Raw genomic sequence first — 17083 nt, 5'->3', positions numbered from 1 at the left:
GATCATCGACGAGAAGACGGCGGAAATTTTTCGCCTGTTGGTACGGGACAGTCGACCCTTCACCTTCGTCGCCGGAAAGGCGGCCCGTGCTGGCGATGAGACCGAACCTGCGGACGAGATAGGCGAGATCGAAGAGCTTGCCCAACCCGAGGATGAGGAGACCGACGACCGCGGGGTCAGCGCACGGCACAGCGATACGCGCCTACAGACGCGCTTCACGCCGAAGGGACTGCAGAAGCGACTTCTCGAACTCTATCACGATGCGCGGACCCTCGAAGAGGAACAGGGCGTCAATATCCTGTTCCTGGCGCTCGGCACGCTCAAATGGATCGACCCGACGAATGCCGCCAATATCCGTTATGCGCCGTTGATCCTGGTGCCGGTCGGCCTCGAGCGCGGCACCGCCGGTGAACGCTTCAAGCTGCGGTGGCGGCAGGAAGACCAGGCCGCCAACCTGTCCCTGGAAGCCTATCTCGACCGGGTTCACACGCTGAAGCTGCCGCCGTTCGAACCGGGCGAGGATTTCGACCCCGCCGCCTATCTGTCTGCTGTCGCCGACGCGGTTTCGTCCAAGCCCGGCTGGGCGGTGCAGCCGGACGATATCGTGCTCGGCTTCTTCTCTTTCTCGAAATTCCTGATGTACCGGGACCTCGACCCGGAGGCCTGGCCGGCCGAGGGCCGGCTGGTTGCCCAGCCGATCATCCGGTCGCTGCTGGCGGATGGCTTCGAAAGCCGCGAGGACCTGATCTCGGAAGACGGCTCGATCGATCCGCACATTCCGCCGGCGGAGATGCTGCACATCGTCGACAGCGACAGTTCGCAGACCCTCGCCGTGCACGACGTCCGGGCCGGCCGCGACCTGGTGATCCAGGGGCCGCCGGGCACCGGCAAGTCGCAGACCATCGCCAACGTCATCGCATCCGCCGTGGCCGACGGAAAGACCGTCCTGTTCGTGGCCGAGAAGATGGCGGCCCTGGATGTGGTGAAGCGGCGGCTGGACCGTGCCGGTGTTGGCGATGCGTGCCTGGAATTGCACAGCAACAAGGCCAACAAGCGCCTGCTGCTGGAGGAGCTGCGCCGCACCTGGGATCTCGGCTCACCCAAGGGCGACTTCGAGACCAGCCTCAACAGCCGGTTGCTGGAGGCCCGGAATGTCCTGAACGATCATGCCGCCCGGATGCACGCCCGGCATGGCACGGCCGGACTGACGCCCTATCAGGTCATCGGCCAGCTGACCCGGCTGCGCCAGGACGGGCGCCGGCCGGCCGACCTTGCGCTTGTCCGGCCGGAGACATGGTCGCCGGATGACCGGATATCGCGCGAAGGGCTGCTGCAGGAGCTGGCCCAAAGGGTCGGCGACATCGGCCGTCCGGCCGATCATCCGTGGCGTGGTGTCGGGCTGGATGTGGTCCTGCCGACGGATGTCGAACGGCTCGTCCAGCGCGTCGCCGATCTGAAGCTGCGCCTCGAAGCGATCGCCGCGGGGCAGGCCGATGTGGCGTCGGGCCTCGATCTGCCGCCTCCGGCTGCGCTGAAGGATTTCGCAGCGATTGCGGTGACGGCGCGTCGGGTCGCCGGGGCGCCGGATCTGGCATCGGACGCCATGTCCGCCCCGGAATGGGACAGCCGTCGCCCGGAGGTGGCGAAGCTGCTCGACGCCGGTTCCGAACTCGCCCGCCTGCAGGCGGCGCTCGACGGTGCCGTGCTTCCCTCCGCCTGGACGACCGCGGTGGCCGACACGCGATCCCGCCTCGAATCCTTACCGGGCGATTTCGGGCCGGCGGCCTTCGAGCGCATCGGCCGGCTCCATGAGCTGCTGCCGAAGCTCGTCGCCGAGACGAAGCGCCTCCAGGCCCGCCTCGGTCTCCAGGACGCTGCCGACACGATGCTTGCGATCGGCCATGCCGTGACCACCGGCGAGCGTGTCGCCGCGGCACCCGACGCCAGTCCGGAGGCGCTGTCCGCGGCCGTCTGGGACCAAGGCGTCGAGCAGGCGGCGGATCTGGCCGAAGCGGTCGAGGGCCTGGAACGGGCCCGCGCCGCCATCGGCAGCCGTCTCGCGGAGGTGGCGTGGTCGACCGACCTTGCGCCGGCCCGCCAGATCCTGGCCACGCACGGGACGGGTCTGCTGCGGACCCTGAGCGGCGACTGGCGCCGGGCCAATCGTCTGGTCAAATCCGTCCTCACCGAGCAGGATCCCCCGCTGCCCGACCTGCTGGCCTTGCTCGACACCCTTGCCAAAGGGCAGACGGCGCTGCGGGTGGTCCGCGAAAAGGACGATTTCGGCCGCGCCGCCTTCGGCGCGGATTGGCGGGGCGATCGGTCATCAGCGGCCCCGTTGCATGCGCTGGTGTCCTGGATGCGTAGCCTTCGCGGCCTGGGCGCCGAACCCCGCCTGATCGCCAGCCGATTGCCGGATCGGTCCGAGATCGCCGAACGCACCGCCCGTGTCCGGGTCCTTCTGGAGGAAGCCCGCCCGCTGCTGGAGGCGATGTGGACCGACTTCGGGGCGACGGCCGCGGCGCGGTTCGACGATGCCCTGACGATCGAGCGGGCGCCGCTGCCGCTGGTCATCGCGCGCATTGGTATCGTGTTCTCGGCTGATGCGGTCTGCCGCACCATCATGCCGGGCTGTCCTGCGACCCGCGGCGACAGGCTGCCGGTGCTGGAACGCCTGATGGCCGGCCAGGCCGCCGCCAGCACCATCACCGGCGGCGACGGGCTCGGAACGGCGGTGTTCGGCAGCCTCTGGGCCGGGGCCGGTTCGGATTGGCCCAGGCTGGTTGCCGCGGCGCAGTGGGTCGACGCCAATCCCGACATTCGGCCCCTGGTGGTGCGGCTGGCGGATCGCCAGGGACCCGCCGAGCGGGCGGCCGTCATCGAAGACGATCTAAGCGCTTTTCTGGCGGCAGCGGAGGGGCTGCTCTCGGGCCTGCGGGCCGGCAGTGCCACGATTTTCGGGACGGCTCGCGTGGCTGACCTGCCCGCAGCGACCATCGTCGCGCGCTTCTCTCTCTGGCTCGACCAAGCCGAACAGCTTTCGAAATGGGTGGCCTATCGGGAGCGGGCGGATCGAGGCCGCGCACTGGGCGTCGGCGCGATCGTCGACCGGCTCGAGGATGGCCAGCTGGTGCCGGCAGATGCAGTGCCGACCTTCGAGATGGCCTATTACGAGGCGCTGTTCTCCGACCAGATCCGGGTCGAGCCGGCACTGGCCCGGTTCGACGGCCAGCTCCACGGCCGGCTGGCCAAGGAGTTCGCCGATCTCGATCGCCAGCGTATCGCCGCGGCCAGCCTGGAGGTCGTCCGCGCCCATCATCGGCGCATCCCGCCGAGCGGCGGCGGGGTCGGTCCGCTGGGTGTGCTGCGGGCGGAGATGGCGCGGCGGCGCGGCCATATGCCGATCCGCCAACTGATGCAGAAGGCGTCGCCAGCGATCCAGGCCTTGAAGCCGGTCCTGATGATGAGCCCGCTGTCGGTCGCGCAGTTCCTGCCGCCGGGGCAATTGAGCTTCGACCTGCTTGTCATGGACGAGGCCAGCCAGATCCAGCCCGTCGACGCGCTGGGGGCCATCGCCCGTTGCCGCCAGGTGGTCGTCGTCGGCGACGAGCGCCAGTTGCCGCCGACCAAGTTCTTCGCCAAGATGACCGGCGGCCAGCCCGACGATGACGACGATCGGGACGGCGCCCAGGTGGCGGATATCGAAAGCATCCTCGGCCTGTTCACGGCACGCGGCCTGCCGCAGCGCATGCTGCGCTGGCACTATCGCAGCCGGCACCAATCCCTGATCGCCGTCTCCAACAGCCAGTTCTATGAGAACAAGCTGTTCATCGTGCCGAGCCCCTACACCCAGGAAGCCGGCATGGGACTGCTGTTCCATCATATTGCCGACGGCGTCTTCGATTCCGGCAACACCGGCACGAATGCCGTGGAGGCGAAGGCCGTGGCCGAGGCCATCATCCGGCATGCCAAGGCGACGCCGGATCTGTCGCTCGGTGTCGCCACCTTCTCGGTCAAGCAGCGGCGGGCGATCCAGGACCAGCTGGAACTGCTGCGCCGGCTCAACCCGGACACGGAGCCGTTCTTCCACGCCCATCCCAGCGAGCCGTTCTTCGTCAAGAACCTTGAGAACGTCCAGGGCGACGAGCGCGACGTGATCCTGATTTCGGTCGGCTACGGCCGCAATCCGCAGGGCCACATGGCCATGCGGTTCGGCCCGCTCAGCGCCGATGGCGGCGAGCGCCGGCTCAATGTGCTCATCAGCCGGGCCAAGCGGAGATGCGAGGTCTTCTCGTCGATCACGGATGAGGACATCGACCTGGAGCGCGGCAAGGGCAAGGGTGTCTTCGCCTTCAAGCTGTTCCTGCATTATGCCCGCACCGGGCGGCTGTCCATGGCGCAGGCTACGGGACGCGATCACGACAGCGCCTTCGAAGTCCAGGTTGCGGCCGCGCTTCAGAAGCGGGGCTACCAGGTCCACCCGCAGGTCGGTATCGCCGGCTTCTTTATCGACTTGGCGATCGCCGATCCGGCGCGACCGGGCCGCTACCTCCTGGGCATCGAATGCGACGGTGCCGCCTATCACGGGGCGCGATCCGCCCGCGATCGCGACCGGTTGCGGCAAGCCGTGCTCGAAGATCACGGCTGGATCATCCATCGCATCTGGAGCACGGACTGGTTCCAGCGGCCGCAGGAACAGCTTGATCGCGTCGTCACGGCGATCGAGGCGGCGAAGGCCGAGCTGGATGCGCGGCTGGAGCGGGGCGAAAGCCGCAGTCGTGCCGTGCCGGTCGAGGTGGTCACGATCGAACGGGCCGACGTCACCGAGATCGGCTTGGCGGACGTGGCGGTCCCCGTCGGCGAGTCCAACGCGTATGTGGAAGCTTCGCCCGTCCGGCCCGGCACTTATGATCTGCACGAGACGCCCACTGGAATGCTGGCGGATCTGGTTGAGAAGATCGTCGCGATCGAGGGGCCCGTGCATGTCGACGAGGTTGTCGTCCGGCTTCGGTCGGCCTGGGGCCTGCAGCGGGCGGGTGCCCGCATTCAGTCTGCGGTCGAGCGAGGGGTGAAGGCTGCGGTCGCTGCAAAGTGGGTGGAGCGGGAGGATCATTTCCTGTCCATGCCATCCGCGTCCATCCGGGTGCGGGATCGCAGCGGCGTGGTCTCGGCGACGCTGCGCAAGCCGGAGATGCTGCCGCCACGCGAGATCGCGGCGGCGATCCTTCAGACCGTGCGGGCCAATCTCGGCGCCAGCCCGGACGAGATCGTCCAGACGGTCGCGCGATTGTTCGGGTTCAAGGCCACCAGCGCCCAGCTCCGCGACGTCATCCAGTCCCAGACCGACGCTCTGACCGGCCAGGCCGTGCTGGTGCAGCAGGGAAGCCTGCTGGTGGCCGGAGAGCCCGTCGCTTCTTCGGTCTGAACCTCGACAGGCCGCTCAGCGCAGCACCGGGTCGGCCCGCAGCCGGTCGACCAGGATGTCGACCAGCGCGCGCACCCGGGTGCTGGCGCGGCGGCCGTCCTGGTGCACGACATGGACCGGGATCGGCGGCGGCTCGAACGCCTCCAGCACGATCTCCAGCTGGCCGGCGCGGTGCTCCGCCGCCATTTGGTAGGACAGCACCCGGGTCAGGCCGCGCCCGGCCACCGCGGCGGTCACGGCGATCTCGGCCTGGTTGACGATCAGCCGTGCCCGCGGCGTGACCGTCTCGGTCCGGTCGCCGCGGCGGAACACCCAGTCCCGGGCGGCGATGCCCTGGCCGAACGGGACCGCCTCATGCTCGGCCAGCTCGGCCAGGGTGTGCGGCGTGCCATGCGCGGCCAGATAGGCGGGGGCGGCGCACACCACGCGCCGCAGCGTGCCAACACGGATGGCGCTCAGGCCGGAATCCCGCAGTTCGGCGATGCGCACGGCGACGTCGTAGCCTTCCTCGGCCAGGTTGACGATGCGGTCGACGAAGAAGCTGCGCACCACCATCTGCGGGTGGCGGGCCGTGGCCTCGAGCAGGATCGGCGCGACATGCAGCCGGCCGAACAGTGTCGACGCGGTGACCGAGACCCGGCCGCGCGGCTCGCCATGCGACCCGGCCGCCGCGGCCTCCGCCTCCTCGATCACCGCCAGGATGCGGCGGCAATCCTCCAGGAACCGGGTGCCGGCCTCGGTCAGGCGGACGATCCGGGTGGTGCGATGCAGCAGCCGGGCACCGACCCGCTCCTCCACCGCCGCCACAGCCCGGGTTACCGCCGGCGGCGACAGCGCCAGCTGGCGGGCCGCCGCGGCGAAGCCGCCGGCCTCCGCCACCGCGACGAAGATCCGCATGCTGTCCAGCCGGTCCATGCCGCTATTTCAAAATCTGGAACAGTGTAGTGTCAAGCCTGGATATTCTCGTTACCACGCGGAATAGGCATGTTCAGGGAACGAAAACCTCCCGAAAGGCCGCCGCCATGCCTGTTCCCGCCCAGCCCATCCGGCTCTACCGCCACGTCCTGTCCGGCCACTCCCATCGGGTCGAGCTGTTTCTGTCGCTGCTCGGGCTGCCGGTCGAGATCATTGATGTCGACCTCGCCAGCGGCGCCAACCGCACGCCGGAATTCCTGGCCCGCAGCCCGTTCGGCCAGGTGCCGGTGATCGAGGATGGCGAGGTCACCCTGACCGACAGCAACGGCATCCTGGTCTATCTCGCCAGCCGCTATGACGGCACGGGCCACTGGCTGCCGCGCGACCCGGTGGCCGCCGCCCAGGTGCAGCGCTGGTTGTCCGTCGCCGCCGGGTTCCTGGCCTATGGGCCGGCGGCGGCGCGCCTCGTCACCGTGTTCGGCGCCAAGCTCGACCAGGATGGCGCCAAGAAGATGGCCGCCCGGCTGTACAAAGTGCTGGAGGCGCATCTGGCCGGGGGCCGCTTCCTGACCGGCGCTCAGCCGACCATCGCCGACATCGCGCTGTACACGTACACCGCCGTGGCGCCGGAGGGCGGGGTGTCGCTCGCGCCCTATCCCAACATCCAGGCCTGGCTGGACCGGGTCGAGGCGCTGCCCGGCTTCGTGCCGATCCAGCGCACGGCCGTCGCGGCGTAAGCCGCCGGCAAGTATCGCCTGATACTGAACGCTGCAACCTTTCGAGGTGCATCATGGCCACCGCCACTGTCACAGGCACTCTGGCCGCGCCGCTGCCCGGCTGGCCACATGCCGAGCCGGCGTTCCACCCCGGCGAACAGGCTGTCCAGGCCCGGGTCGGGATTCGCGACCGGATGGCGCAGACCGGGCGGCGGGCCATCCGCGGCATGATGCCGGACCAGCATCGCGACTTCTTCGCCATGCTGCCCTTCGTGGTGGTCGGCAGCCTCGATGCTGCCGGCCGGCCCTGGGCCTCGATCCTGTCCGGCCATCCCGGTTTCCTGAAGTCGCCCGACCCGGAGACCCTGACCGTCGCGGCCCGGGCGGCCTATGGCGACCCGCTGGGCGCCAATCTGGCGGCCGGCGCGCCGATCGGCCTGCTCGGCATCCAGCTGGAGACGCGGCGGCGCAACCGGATGAACGGCACCGTCATCGACCGCTCCGCCGGTGGCTTCGCCATCCGGGTCGGGCAGAGCTTCGGCAACTGCCCGCAATACATCCAGGTGCGCCGGCCGCGCTTCGTCGCCACGCCCGAGAGCTTGGCGAAGAAGCGGCCGGTGCGGGCGGAAGGGCGGGTGCTGTCGCCCCAGGCGGCGGCCTTGGTCGCAAGTGCCGACACCTTCTTCATCGCCACGCGTTCGGCCAAGGCGGGGGCAGCCGAAGCGGAGGCGGGCGGCAGCCCGTCGGAGGGCGTCGACGTCTCGCATCGCGGCGGCAGACCCGGCTTCGTCAGGGTGGAGGAGGAAGGCGGGCAGACGGTGCTGACCGTGCCGGATTTCCTCGGCAACTTCTTCTTCAACACCTTCGGCAACATCGAGGCCGATCCGCGCGCCGGGCTGGTCTTCGTCGATTTCGCGAATGGCGGCGTGCTGCAGCTGATCGGCACGGCCGAGGTGATCTGGAGCGGGCCGGAGGTCGAGGCCTTCGCCGGGGCCGAACGGCTGCTGCGCTTCCGCCTGGCCGAGGGGCATTGGATCGAGGACGCGGTGCCGCTGCGCTGGTCGGCGCCGGAATACGCGTCGCAGCTGGCCGCCACCGGCACCTGGGCGGACGTGGCGCAGACCATGCAGGCAGCGGCGACGCGCAACCAGCTGCGGCCCTTCACCGTCACCGGCGTCGTCGAGGAAAGCAGGACGGTGCGGTCCTTCACCCTGGTCCTGGCGGATGGCGGCAGCGTCGTCGCGCACCAGCCGGGCCAGTTCCTTCCGATCGCTCTGGACATTCCGGGCCGGGACCAGCCGGTGCGGCGCACCTACACCCTGTCCGACGCGCCCGACGGCCACAGTTACCGCATCAGCGTCAAGCGCGAGACCCGGCCGGACGGCACGCCCGGCCTGGCCAGTTCCTGGCTGCACGACCATGTCGGGGTCGGCGACACCATCCGGGCGCTGGCGCCGCGGGGCGACTTCACGCTCGACGCCGACAGCCGCCGGCCGGTGCTGCTGCTGTCGGCCGGGGTCGGGGTCACGCCGATGGTCGCCATGCTGAACCAGCTGGTCGGCCGCAACATAGACCGGCTGCGCCATCCCGGCCGCGGCCTGTGGTTCGTGCATGCCGCCCGCGACGGGTCCGAACATGCCTTCGCCGATCATGTCCGGGGGCTGTCCGGGCGGGCCTACACCCTGACCACGCATATCCGCTACAGCCGGCCGCGGTCGCGGGACGTCCAGGGCCGCGACTATGACGATGCCGGCCATATCGATGCCGACCTGCTGCGCCGCCTGCTGCCGCTCGATGACTATGACGTCTATCTCTGCGGCCCCGCCGGGTTCATGCAAGCGATGCAGCAGGTGCTGGCCCAGCTCGGGGTGCGGCCGGAGCGGATCCGCAGCGAGGCCTTCGCCGCGGCGCCGGCCGGGCCGGCCGATGCGACGCCGCTGCCGCCGGCCGCCGCCACGGCCAAGGTGGAGTTCAGCGCCTCCGGCCGCAGCGCCGATTGGGACCCGTCGAAGGGCTCGCTGCTCGACCTCGCCGAGGCGGCGGGGATCGAGGCGCCATGGAGCTGCCGCTCCGGCCTGTGCGGCACCTGTGCCGCGCGGGTGGTGGCGGGCGCCGTGACCTATGCCGAACCGCCGGCCGGCGCGCCCCGGCCGGGCGAGGCCCTGGTGTGCTGCGCCGTGCCGGCCGGCGACCGGCTCGTGCTGGATTTGTAGGCCGGGAATCCTCCCAAAACCGGAACCAATTCCCCCCTGATGCGTTCGATCAGTCCATTACGGGGGATGCCTTTCGGCATCATGGGAATGTCGCTGCGGCAGTGGCTGGGGCTCGACGGGTTCAAGACGAAGACGGTGGTCTGGCTGACCACCGGCATCGGCGGCTTCCTGGCCGCCGGTGTGGCCGGGCTGATCGCCGTGGCCGGGACGCTGCCGAAGGAAGAGCTGCCGCGCTTCGCCGCCGGCAGCACGATCGATGCGGGACAATGGCGGATCGTGCCGCTGGCGGCCTCGATCGGTCCCGCGGGTCCGGATGGCCGCGCCGCCGGGCCGGGCCGGAAGGTGCTGATGGTCGAACTCGACATGACCAACCGGACCGGCAGCACCCGCAACGACTACACCGACGCGCTGCGCCTCGACCCGGCACTGGCCAAGGCCGCCGGCCAGCCGATGGCGTATCTGGAGCGTGACCGCGCCATCCTGTTCGGACTGCATCCGGACCTGACGGAGCGGGTGGCGATCGCCTGGGAGATGCCGGAGGATGCCGCGGTGCCGGAGACACTGTCGCTGGCGGTGTGGACCGAAGTCTACAAGGCGCAGAACAGCCTCAGCGGGGAATCCGGCTGGTATGCCCCGCACCCGCTCGGCACGCTGATCCTGCCCGTCGCGGCAGCGTCCCCGGCGGCGAACCCGACATGATCCGCCGGCTCGCCCAGCTGGCGGCACTGGCCGTCACCGCGATCCTGCTGATCGCGATGCAGCAGACCACGCCCAGCTTCGACACGCTGACCGGCCCGATTCCGATCTCCGGGATGTCGGGCGAGACCGTCGTCGCTCGCAGCTTCACCGTGCGCGTCGACCGGGTCGAATTCGCCCGCCAGCTGCGCTTCGGCAATCCCGGCTTCGAGCAGAACAGCGACACCGGCGGGGTCTGGGCCGTCGTCACCGCCACCCTGGCGGCGCGCGATGCCACGGTCACGGTCGCGGGCGGCGAATGGGAAGGCCCGACCGGCACCCGCTATTCGCCGAGCGGGCGCCTGTCCGGCAGCCTGCCGCTGGTCTCGCTGCAGACGCTGCAGCCCGGCCTGCCGGTGCGCGGCTGGTTCATCTTCGAGATGCCGGCGGACCAGATGCAGGGGGCGACGCTGCGCGTGTCGCAGGCGCGGTTTCCGCGTTTCGATTCCCTGGTCCGGATCAGTCTCGACTGGACCGATGGCCGGCCGCTGCAGATCCGCGACACGCTCGACCTGACGAAGCCGCCCCTGAGCCTGGGTGGATCATGACCGACACGCCCGTTGACGACACCCTGCTGCGTGCCGGCCGCGACGAGCGTCGCTGGCGCCGCCGCAGCCTGTGGGCGATGGTGATCGCCGTGCCCCTGGCCGTCGTCCTGTCGGGCTGGGAGGGCATCAGCGACCTGGCCCATGGCCGCGAATGGCTCGGGACGACCATCGACGCCGGTGCCGAGGGCCGCTATGCCGGCGCCGACTGGCGGGTGGAGGAGATCCAGGCGATGCCCGACCAGGCGGCCGGGATGCGGCTGCCGCCCGGGGCGGTGCCCATCCGGGTCCGCTTCAGCGTCACGGTGCGGGGGCCCGGCGTCGACGCGTCCTGGCTGCCGTGCCAGGTCGCGCTGGTCGATGGCCAGGGCCGGCGCTGGGCCGCGATGGGTTTCGGCGGCCTGCCGTCCTCGGGCGCCGACGTGATGCTCTGCGGCAGCATCACCCGCGACCCACACCAGCGGGGCGATGTGCTGAAGGTCGAGGAAAGCTTCGCCGTGCCGAAGGATGTGGCGGGATCGGTGGAGCCGACGGTCAGTGTCCAGTCCGAGCGTCCCTGGTTCCTGCGCTTCCACCGCGCATCTTAGATCACGGCGCCGGTTCTTCCTTCCGTGACAGGGCGAAGGCGGTTTCCAGCACCGCGGCGACCAGGCAATAGCGCAGCGCCTCGGGCAGGATGCCTGGCTGGGTGGCGGCCACCACGCTGCCGAACAGCAGCGACGGCACCTGGTTGATCACCAGCCACAGATCGACATCGTGCGGCCCGATCAGATGCGAGATGCCGTACCGGGCCCAGATCGCACCCCAGCCGATCGCCCGCCAGGCGACGATCAGCAGCAGGATCAGCACGAAGCTGGACCCGAGCGTCAGCCGCACGCTGTTGGCGATCGGCAGGTAGCGGTTGCGATAGCCGCGGATGAAATGGTCGATGAAATCGCGCAGGGCCTTCGGCAGACTCCTGTAGCGGCTGCCGATCCGCTCCAGCCGCCGGTGCCGCATCCAGCCGGGGTCGGCGGCGATGTCGTGGCCGTAGATCACGGCCGCCATCATCAGCCAGGCCACCGGCAGGATCGCGTAAATGAACAGGCTTGTGACGATGTCGGACGCGGCAGGCGGGGCCTGTTCGACCGGGACCATCGCGGCTTGGGCGGCCTGGGCGACCGGAACGATCGCCTCCCACAGCCGCCGCAGCGCGTCCCAGACCGGCGTGCCCTCGGCCCAGGCCCAGGCCTCGTTCTTCCATTGCGACAGCACGTAGAGGCCGATGAAGGCCCAGTTGGTCTCGCAGACGATGATCAGGATGCGCCAGACCGGCGCCCCGGTCCGGTCCTTCATCGCCTTGAACAGCCGGCGCAGCGCCCAGGTCACCACGACCGACAGCACCACGAGAGAGGAACCGGTGATGTCGAGCGGGTTGCCGCTGCCGCCGAAGGCCGCCAGGTGCAGGTACTCCATCGAGTATTCCCGCACCGTGTTCGCCAGCAATCCCCAGGCCGTGTAATAGGCGAAGAAGGGCAGCAGGGTGATGGTCAGCACCGCCGCCAGCGAGGACAGCCGGGGAAAGCGCGTGCCATCGGCCGGCACCGTGCCGGCGGGGCCCAGCGCCGTGGCATGGGCGGCGGCCAGGGCGGGCAGCGCGGGCCGCATCACCAGGAACATCGTCACCGTGATGACCAGCTTGACCAGCACCACCAGGGTCAGCGTTGTCAGCCCCAGCAGCCGGTTGGTCAGCCCGGCCTGCACCGACAGCCACACCAGCTGGTCGTTCAGGACGATGCCGACAAGCACCAGCAGCGTCAGCTGCGGCCAGAAGCGTCCCCACAGCCTTCCCGTCAGCACCAGCGGCGCCAGAAATTCCCGTCGCATCCGTCCCCCAACGGCCGGCCCCATCCGGGACAGGGCTCACACTTTGACGGGGACGATAACCCGCGACATAAGCTTTTGTGCCGTGCTCGGCCGAGCCCGGCCGACTGTTCCAGGATCGACCTGCCGATGACATCCGACTTTCCCCAGACGCCGCCGCGGACAGCCGAGCTGGTTCTGGTGACGCCGGATGGCGCGGTCGTGGGCCGCCTGCCGCCGGTCGCGGTGGCGACGCCCTGGTGGCAGGAGGCCTGGCCGGTGGTCCAGGCGGTGCGCGAGCACTACGGCGTCGACGTCACCATCCTGCGGCTGCTGGAGACGGAGCGTGAGCGGCCCCATGGCGGACGTGTCACCTATCTCGCCGAAATCGCACAGCGGGTGCCGGCCGAGCCCTGGTCGGGGGCACTGGAGGAGCATCCCCTCCGTCCATCCTACGCCCGCCTCGGCGGGCCGGCCGCGGACCTGAAGTGGGCATCCGGCATCCTGGCCGGGCACGGCCTGCGGCCGGTGGCGCCGCCCGTCCAGATCCGCAGCTGGAATCTCTCCAGCCTCTGGCGCATCCCGGTCGAGGGGCAGGAGGTCTGGCTGAAGGCGGTGCCCGCCTTCTTTGCGCATGAGGGGCGGCTGCTGGCACGGATGCAGGACCGGCAGGTCCCCAGGCTCCTCGGGCATGGCGACGGGCGGGTGCTGCTGGCCGAGATTCCGGGCGAGGATCTGTATGAGGCGACGCTGCCGCAGCTGCTGGGGATGGTCACGCTGCTGGCCGACTTGCAACGCTCCTGGCAGGGGCGGGTGGATGAGTTGGTCGCGCTTGGCCTGGCGGATTGGCGCGCCCCGGCCCTCGTGCCGGCGATCGCGAGCGTGGTCGAACGGACGGCTGACGATCTCGATGCGGCGGATCGCGCGATCCTCGCCGGCTTCGTGGACGGCCTGCCGCAGCATTTCGCCGACATCGCCGCCTGCGGCCTGGACGACACGCTCGTGCATGGCGACTTCCATCCCGGCAATGTCCGCGGCGCTGGCGAGGCCCTGACCCTGCTCGACTGGGGCGACAGCGGTGTGGGGCATCCGCTGCTCGACCAGCCGGCCTTCCTCGATCGGATTCCCGACGACGCCCTGGCGCCGGTTCGCGCGCATTGGCTGCGACAATGGCGCGAGATCGCTCCGGCCGCCGATCCCGACCGCGCCGCCAAGTTGCTCGCCCCGGTCGCCGCCGCCCGGCAGGCCGTGATCTACCAGCGCTTTCTCGACAACATTGAACCGGCGGAGCGCGTGCATCACCGCGCCGATCCCGCCGATTGGCTCCGCCGGACTTTGACGATCCTCGGCGAGGCCGGGCAGGGACGCTGACCGGCCCCTATACCGAAGTATGATCCCCGTACCACTGAAGGTTACGGCAGTGACCGCCAATATAATGGTCGGTGATCTCGAAAAGGCGTCTGCTTCCCCGGCGCATCACTGTCGGGATCGCCATCATGGCCAGCGCCGGGACACCGCGCGTTTCGCTTGAAACACCGGCCGCACCGGCGGCCCGATCCCGACATGTGAGCCAGCGTGCCAATCGGCCTTGGCCAACGGCGCGGGCGAGGGCCCGGACACCAGCTGGTCCGGACTCCCCTTCGCCGCCTCCCCGGGGAAGACGATCGACGCGTGGATCTCACGACGCCGCCGCACCGCCACGGTGTTTCGGCGTGCGGTCCGGCCCCTGAAAAGCCGGGACCACGACAAGGACTGGAGGAAAAACCATGACCATGTTCAACCGCCGCGCCGCACTCGGCACCATGGCTGCGGGCGGCCTTGCCGTCGCCGCGGGTGCCGCACATGCCCAGGACACGAACGCCCTGCAGCCGAAGGAACCCGGCCGCGGCGGCACCGATCAGGGCCCGCGCGACCTGGTGCGCGACCAGGAGAACCCGAGCTTCCTGAACCCGCCGCGGACCGACAGCGGCACGTTCCAGAACCTGCGCTATTCCTTCTCCGACTCGCATATGCGCCAGGAGGAGGGCGGCTGGACCCGCCAGGTCACGATCCGCGAGCTCAGCGTCTCCAAGAACATCGCCGGCGTGAACATGCGCCTGAACGCCGGCGGCACGCGTGAGCTGCATTGGCACAAGCAGGCGGAATGGGCCTACATGCTCTATGGCGAGGCGCGGATCTCCGCCGTCGACGCCGCGGGCAACAACTTCGTCGACGATGTCGGTGTCGGCGACCTCTGGTACTTCCCCTCGGGCATCCCGCATTCGATCCAGGGCCTGGGCAAGGATGGCTGCGAATTCCTGCTCGTCTTCGACGACGGTGAATTCGACGAGGACGGCACCTTCCTGCTGAGCGACTGGTTCAAGCATGTGCCGACCGACGTGCTGGGCAAGAATTTCGGCGTCGACCCGAAGTATTTCGGCCACACGCCGGACCCGCGTGAACGCTACATCTTCAACCTGCCGGTGCCGGGCCCGCTGGCGGGCGACAAGATCGCCGGCGCCAAGCAGGTGCCGCAGGTCTTCAGCCACAAGATGATGGCGCAGGATCCGATCAAGACCAGGGGCGGCACGGTCCGCATCACCGATTCCTCGGTGTTCCCGGCCTCCAAGACGATCGCGGCGGCGCTGGTCGAGATCGAGCCGGGCGGGATGCGCGAGCTGCACTGGCACCCGAATGCCGATGAATGGCAGTACTACATCGAAGGCCAGGCCCGCATGGGCGTGTTCGGCGCGGTCGGGTCCGCCCGCACCATCGACTATGTCGCCGGCGATGTCGGCTACGTGCCCTTCGCCATGGGCCACTACATCGAGAACACCGGCTCCACGACGCTGCGCTTCCTCGAGATGTTCAAGAGCGGCTACTACGCCGACGTCTCGCTGAACCAGTGGCTGGCCCTGACGCCGCCGGAGCTGGTGCAGGGGCATCTCAATCTCGACAAGACCGTCATGGACGCGCTGCGCAAGCAGAAGTCGCCCGTGATTCCGGCCTGAACCCGTCCCGGGGTTTCTGGTCTCGGCGTATCAGATGAGGAGAGCGGGCTTGTACCGTGACACGATTGCGAAATACGCCGAGGCCGGTGCCCACAAGGCCGTGATGGCCAGGCTGCACCTGTTCAGCTTCCTGGTCGGCTCGGCCCTGGCCGGCGCCTATATCGGCTTCGGCGACATCTTCATGTTCACCGTGGGCGCCCATGCCGATCCGGCCTGGGCGCACCTGGTCATGGGGGCGGTTTTTGCATCGGCCCTGACCATCGTGATCTTCGCGGGGTCGGAGCTGTTCACGGGCACGGCGATGTACATGCCGTTCGCCGTTCTCAGGGGGTCGAGCAGCACGCTCGACCTCCTTCTCGTCTGGGTGATGTGCTGGCTCGGCAACCTCGTCGGCGCCATCGTGCTGGCGGCGCTGCTGCACATGGCCGGCGGCGGCACCCTGCTGGCCGACGGCAGCAGCGAGTTCTTCACCGTCGTCGCCGCGAAAATGGCGGCGCCGGGCTATGAGCTGTTCGCCCGTGGCCTCTTGTGCAACTGGCTGGTCTGCCTGGCCATCTGGATGTGCGGCCGCACCGAGAACGATGCGGCCAAGATCGCGCTGATCTTCTGGCCGATCGCGATCTTCGTCGCCTGCGGCTTCGAACATTCGGTCGCCAACATGTTCGTGTTCGCCCTGGCCCTGCTGGGTGAGCATCCCGACACTGTCAGTTTCGGCGGCGCGGTCCATAATCTGTTGTGGGTGACACTCGGCAATCTCGTCGGCGGCGGCCTGATGGTCGGGCTGGGCTATTGGGTGCAGGAGCGCGGCAGCGAGGCAACTGCTGCGGCCGGGGTCCCGAATGCGGCGCCGCGGCCCGCAAACGTCATGCCGCGGGTGTAAGGGTTTCGTCGGTGATCCGCCGATGTGTTCGAGGAGCAGTGCCATGGCCAAGGACCAGGATGTCCCGGGCGTCAAAGCCTATGACGGCCCGGCCGGCGGCTGGGGCGCGCTCGGGGCCGTCGCCCGGGCGATCAAGGACCAGATGGCGATCGCGGAAGATACCCGCGCGCTGTTGCGGATGAACCAGCCGGCGGGGTTCGACTGCCCCGGCTCGCCTGGCCCGACCCGAAGCACACCTCGTCCTTCGAATTCTGCGAGAACGGCGCCAAGGCGGTGACCTGGGAAGCGACCAGCAAGCGCACGACCCCGGAATTCTTAGCGGCGCATCCGGTCGGCGAATTGTGGACGTGGTCCGACCACGCCCTCGAGGACGAAGGCCGCCTCACGCATCCGATGATCCACGACGCCGCCAGCGATCGTTTCGTGCCGATCAGCTGGGACGACGCCTTCGCGAAGATCGGCGAGGGCCTGCGCGCGCTCGATCATCCGGACCAGGCCGAGTTCTACACCTCGGGTCGCGCGTCGAACGAAGCGGCATTCCTCTATCAGTTGATGGGCCGCGAATTCGGCACCAACAACTTTCCCGACTGTTCGAACATGTGCCACGAGGCGACCAGCGTCGGCCTGCCGAAGTCGATCGGCGTCGGCAAGGGCACGGCCACGCTCGAGGACTTCGATCATGCCGACGCCGTGTTCTGCGTCGGCCACAACCCCGGCACCAATCATCCGCGCATGCTGACGACGCTTCGCGAAGTGGCGAAGCGCGGCGCGCCGATCGTCGTGTTCAATCCGCTGCGCGAGCGCGGCCTCGAACGCTTCACC

The 17083-nt window shown here is 69.4% G+C and carries 13 protein-coding genes; 11 read left to right on the top strand and 2 right to left on the bottom strand.

The genetic code is table 11. From position 1 onward, the window contains the following. Position 1 precedes the first annotated feature (1 nt). On the top strand, positions 2 to 5425 hold the full coding sequence (locus AC3XYG_RS22805; RefSeq protein ID WP_489142156.1) for a DUF3320 domain-containing protein: 5424 nt from the start codon (positions 2 to 4) through the stop codon (positions 5423 to 5425). Positions 5426 to 5440: 15 nt separating this feature from the next. Here the strand turns inward: AC3XYG_RS22805 and AC3XYG_RS22800 are convergent, their stop codons facing one another. Beyond that, positions 5441 to 6340 (bottom strand): LysR family transcriptional regulator, encoded by a 900-nt coding sequence (locus AC3XYG_RS22800; RefSeq protein ID WP_489142155.1) that lies wholly within the window; start codon positions 6338 to 6340, stop codon positions 5441 to 5443. Positions 6341 to 6447: 107 nt separating this feature from the next. Here AC3XYG_RS22800 and AC3XYG_RS22795 point away from each other — a divergent pair, with 107 nt between their 5' ends. The 5 genes from AC3XYG_RS22795 to AC3XYG_RS22775 all read left to right on the top strand — a co-directional run bounded on the left by AC3XYG_RS22795 (position 6448) and on the right by AC3XYG_RS22775 (position 11136). Beyond that, the gene (locus tag AC3XYG_RS22795) at positions 6448 to 7077 is read left to right on the top strand and encodes a glutathione S-transferase family protein (RefSeq protein WP_489142154.1); all 630 of its coding nucleotides are present in this window, start codon (positions 6448 to 6450) and stop codon (positions 7075 to 7077) included. 53 nt (positions 7078 to 7130) lie between these two features. Beyond that, the gene (locus tag AC3XYG_RS22790; protein ID WP_489142153.1) at positions 7131 to 9269 is read left to right on the top strand and encodes a 2Fe-2S iron-sulfur cluster-binding protein; all 2139 of its coding nucleotides are present in this window, start codon (positions 7131 to 7133) and stop codon (positions 9267 to 9269) included. Positions 9270 to 9350: 81 nt separating this feature from the next. After that, entirely contained in the window at positions 9351 to 9968 is a 618-nt protein-coding gene (locus tag AC3XYG_RS22785; protein WP_489142152.1) for a hypothetical protein, read from the top strand. After that, positions 9965 to 10552, top strand: a complete 588-nt coding sequence (locus tag AC3XYG_RS22780; RefSeq protein WP_489142151.1) for a DUF4352 domain-containing protein — start codon at positions 9965 to 9967, stop codon at positions 10550 to 10552. Before AC3XYG_RS22785 ends, AC3XYG_RS22780 begins: the two co-directional genes overlap by 4 nt. Further along, complete coding sequence (locus tag AC3XYG_RS22775) at positions 10549 to 11136, top strand: hypothetical protein (protein ID WP_489142150.1); 588 nt, start codon at positions 10549 to 10551, stop codon at positions 11134 to 11136. Before AC3XYG_RS22780 ends, AC3XYG_RS22775 begins: the two co-directional genes overlap by 4 nt. 1 nt (position 11137) lies before the next feature. On the opposite strand, the gene AC3XYG_RS22770 is transcribed toward AC3XYG_RS22775, so the two are convergent. Next, positions 11138 to 12415, bottom strand: coding sequence for a hypothetical protein (locus tag AC3XYG_RS22770; RefSeq protein ID WP_489142149.1), 1278 nt, complete (start codon positions 12413 to 12415; stop codon positions 11138 to 11140). A 126-nt stretch (positions 12416 to 12541) separates the two neighbouring features. Here AC3XYG_RS22770 and AC3XYG_RS22765 point away from each other — a divergent pair, with 126 nt between their 5' ends. From AC3XYG_RS22765 to AC3XYG_RS22745, 5 genes are all read left to right on the top strand, one after another. Beyond that, on the top strand, positions 12542 to 13762 hold the full coding sequence (locus AC3XYG_RS22765; RefSeq protein ID WP_489142148.1) for an aminoglycoside phosphotransferase family protein: 1221 nt from the start codon (positions 12542 to 12544) through the stop codon (positions 13760 to 13762). Positions 13763 to 14157: 395 nt separating this feature from the next. After that, positions 14158 to 15381, top strand: a complete 1224-nt coding sequence (locus AC3XYG_RS22760) for an oxalate decarboxylase family bicupin (RefSeq protein ID WP_489142147.1) — start codon at positions 14158 to 14160, stop codon at positions 15379 to 15381. A 49-nt stretch (positions 15382 to 15430) separates the two neighbouring features. Beyond that, positions 15431 to 16261 carry a formate/nitrite transporter family protein gene (locus tag AC3XYG_RS22755; protein ID WP_489142146.1) on the top strand — a complete coding sequence of 277 codons (831 nt, stop codon included), beginning with the start codon at positions 15431 to 15433 and terminating at the stop codon, positions 16259 to 16261. A 43-nt stretch (positions 16262 to 16304) separates the two neighbouring features. Then, positions 16305 to 16538 carry a hypothetical protein gene (locus AC3XYG_RS22750; protein ID WP_489142145.1) on the top strand — a complete coding sequence of 78 codons (234 nt, stop codon included), beginning with the start codon at positions 16305 to 16307 and terminating at the stop codon, positions 16536 to 16538. Continuing rightward, on the top strand, positions 16535 to 17083 hold a 549-nt coding region (locus AC3XYG_RS22745; protein ID WP_489142144.1), incomplete at its 3' end, for a molybdopterin-dependent oxidoreductase. The genes AC3XYG_RS22750 and AC3XYG_RS22745, both read left to right, overlap by 4 nt.

This window comes from Inquilinus sp. (assembly GCF_057815775.1).
The sequence above is the reverse complement of the archived record's forward strand: the minus strand, read 5'-3'. Positions and strand labels throughout refer to the sequence as shown.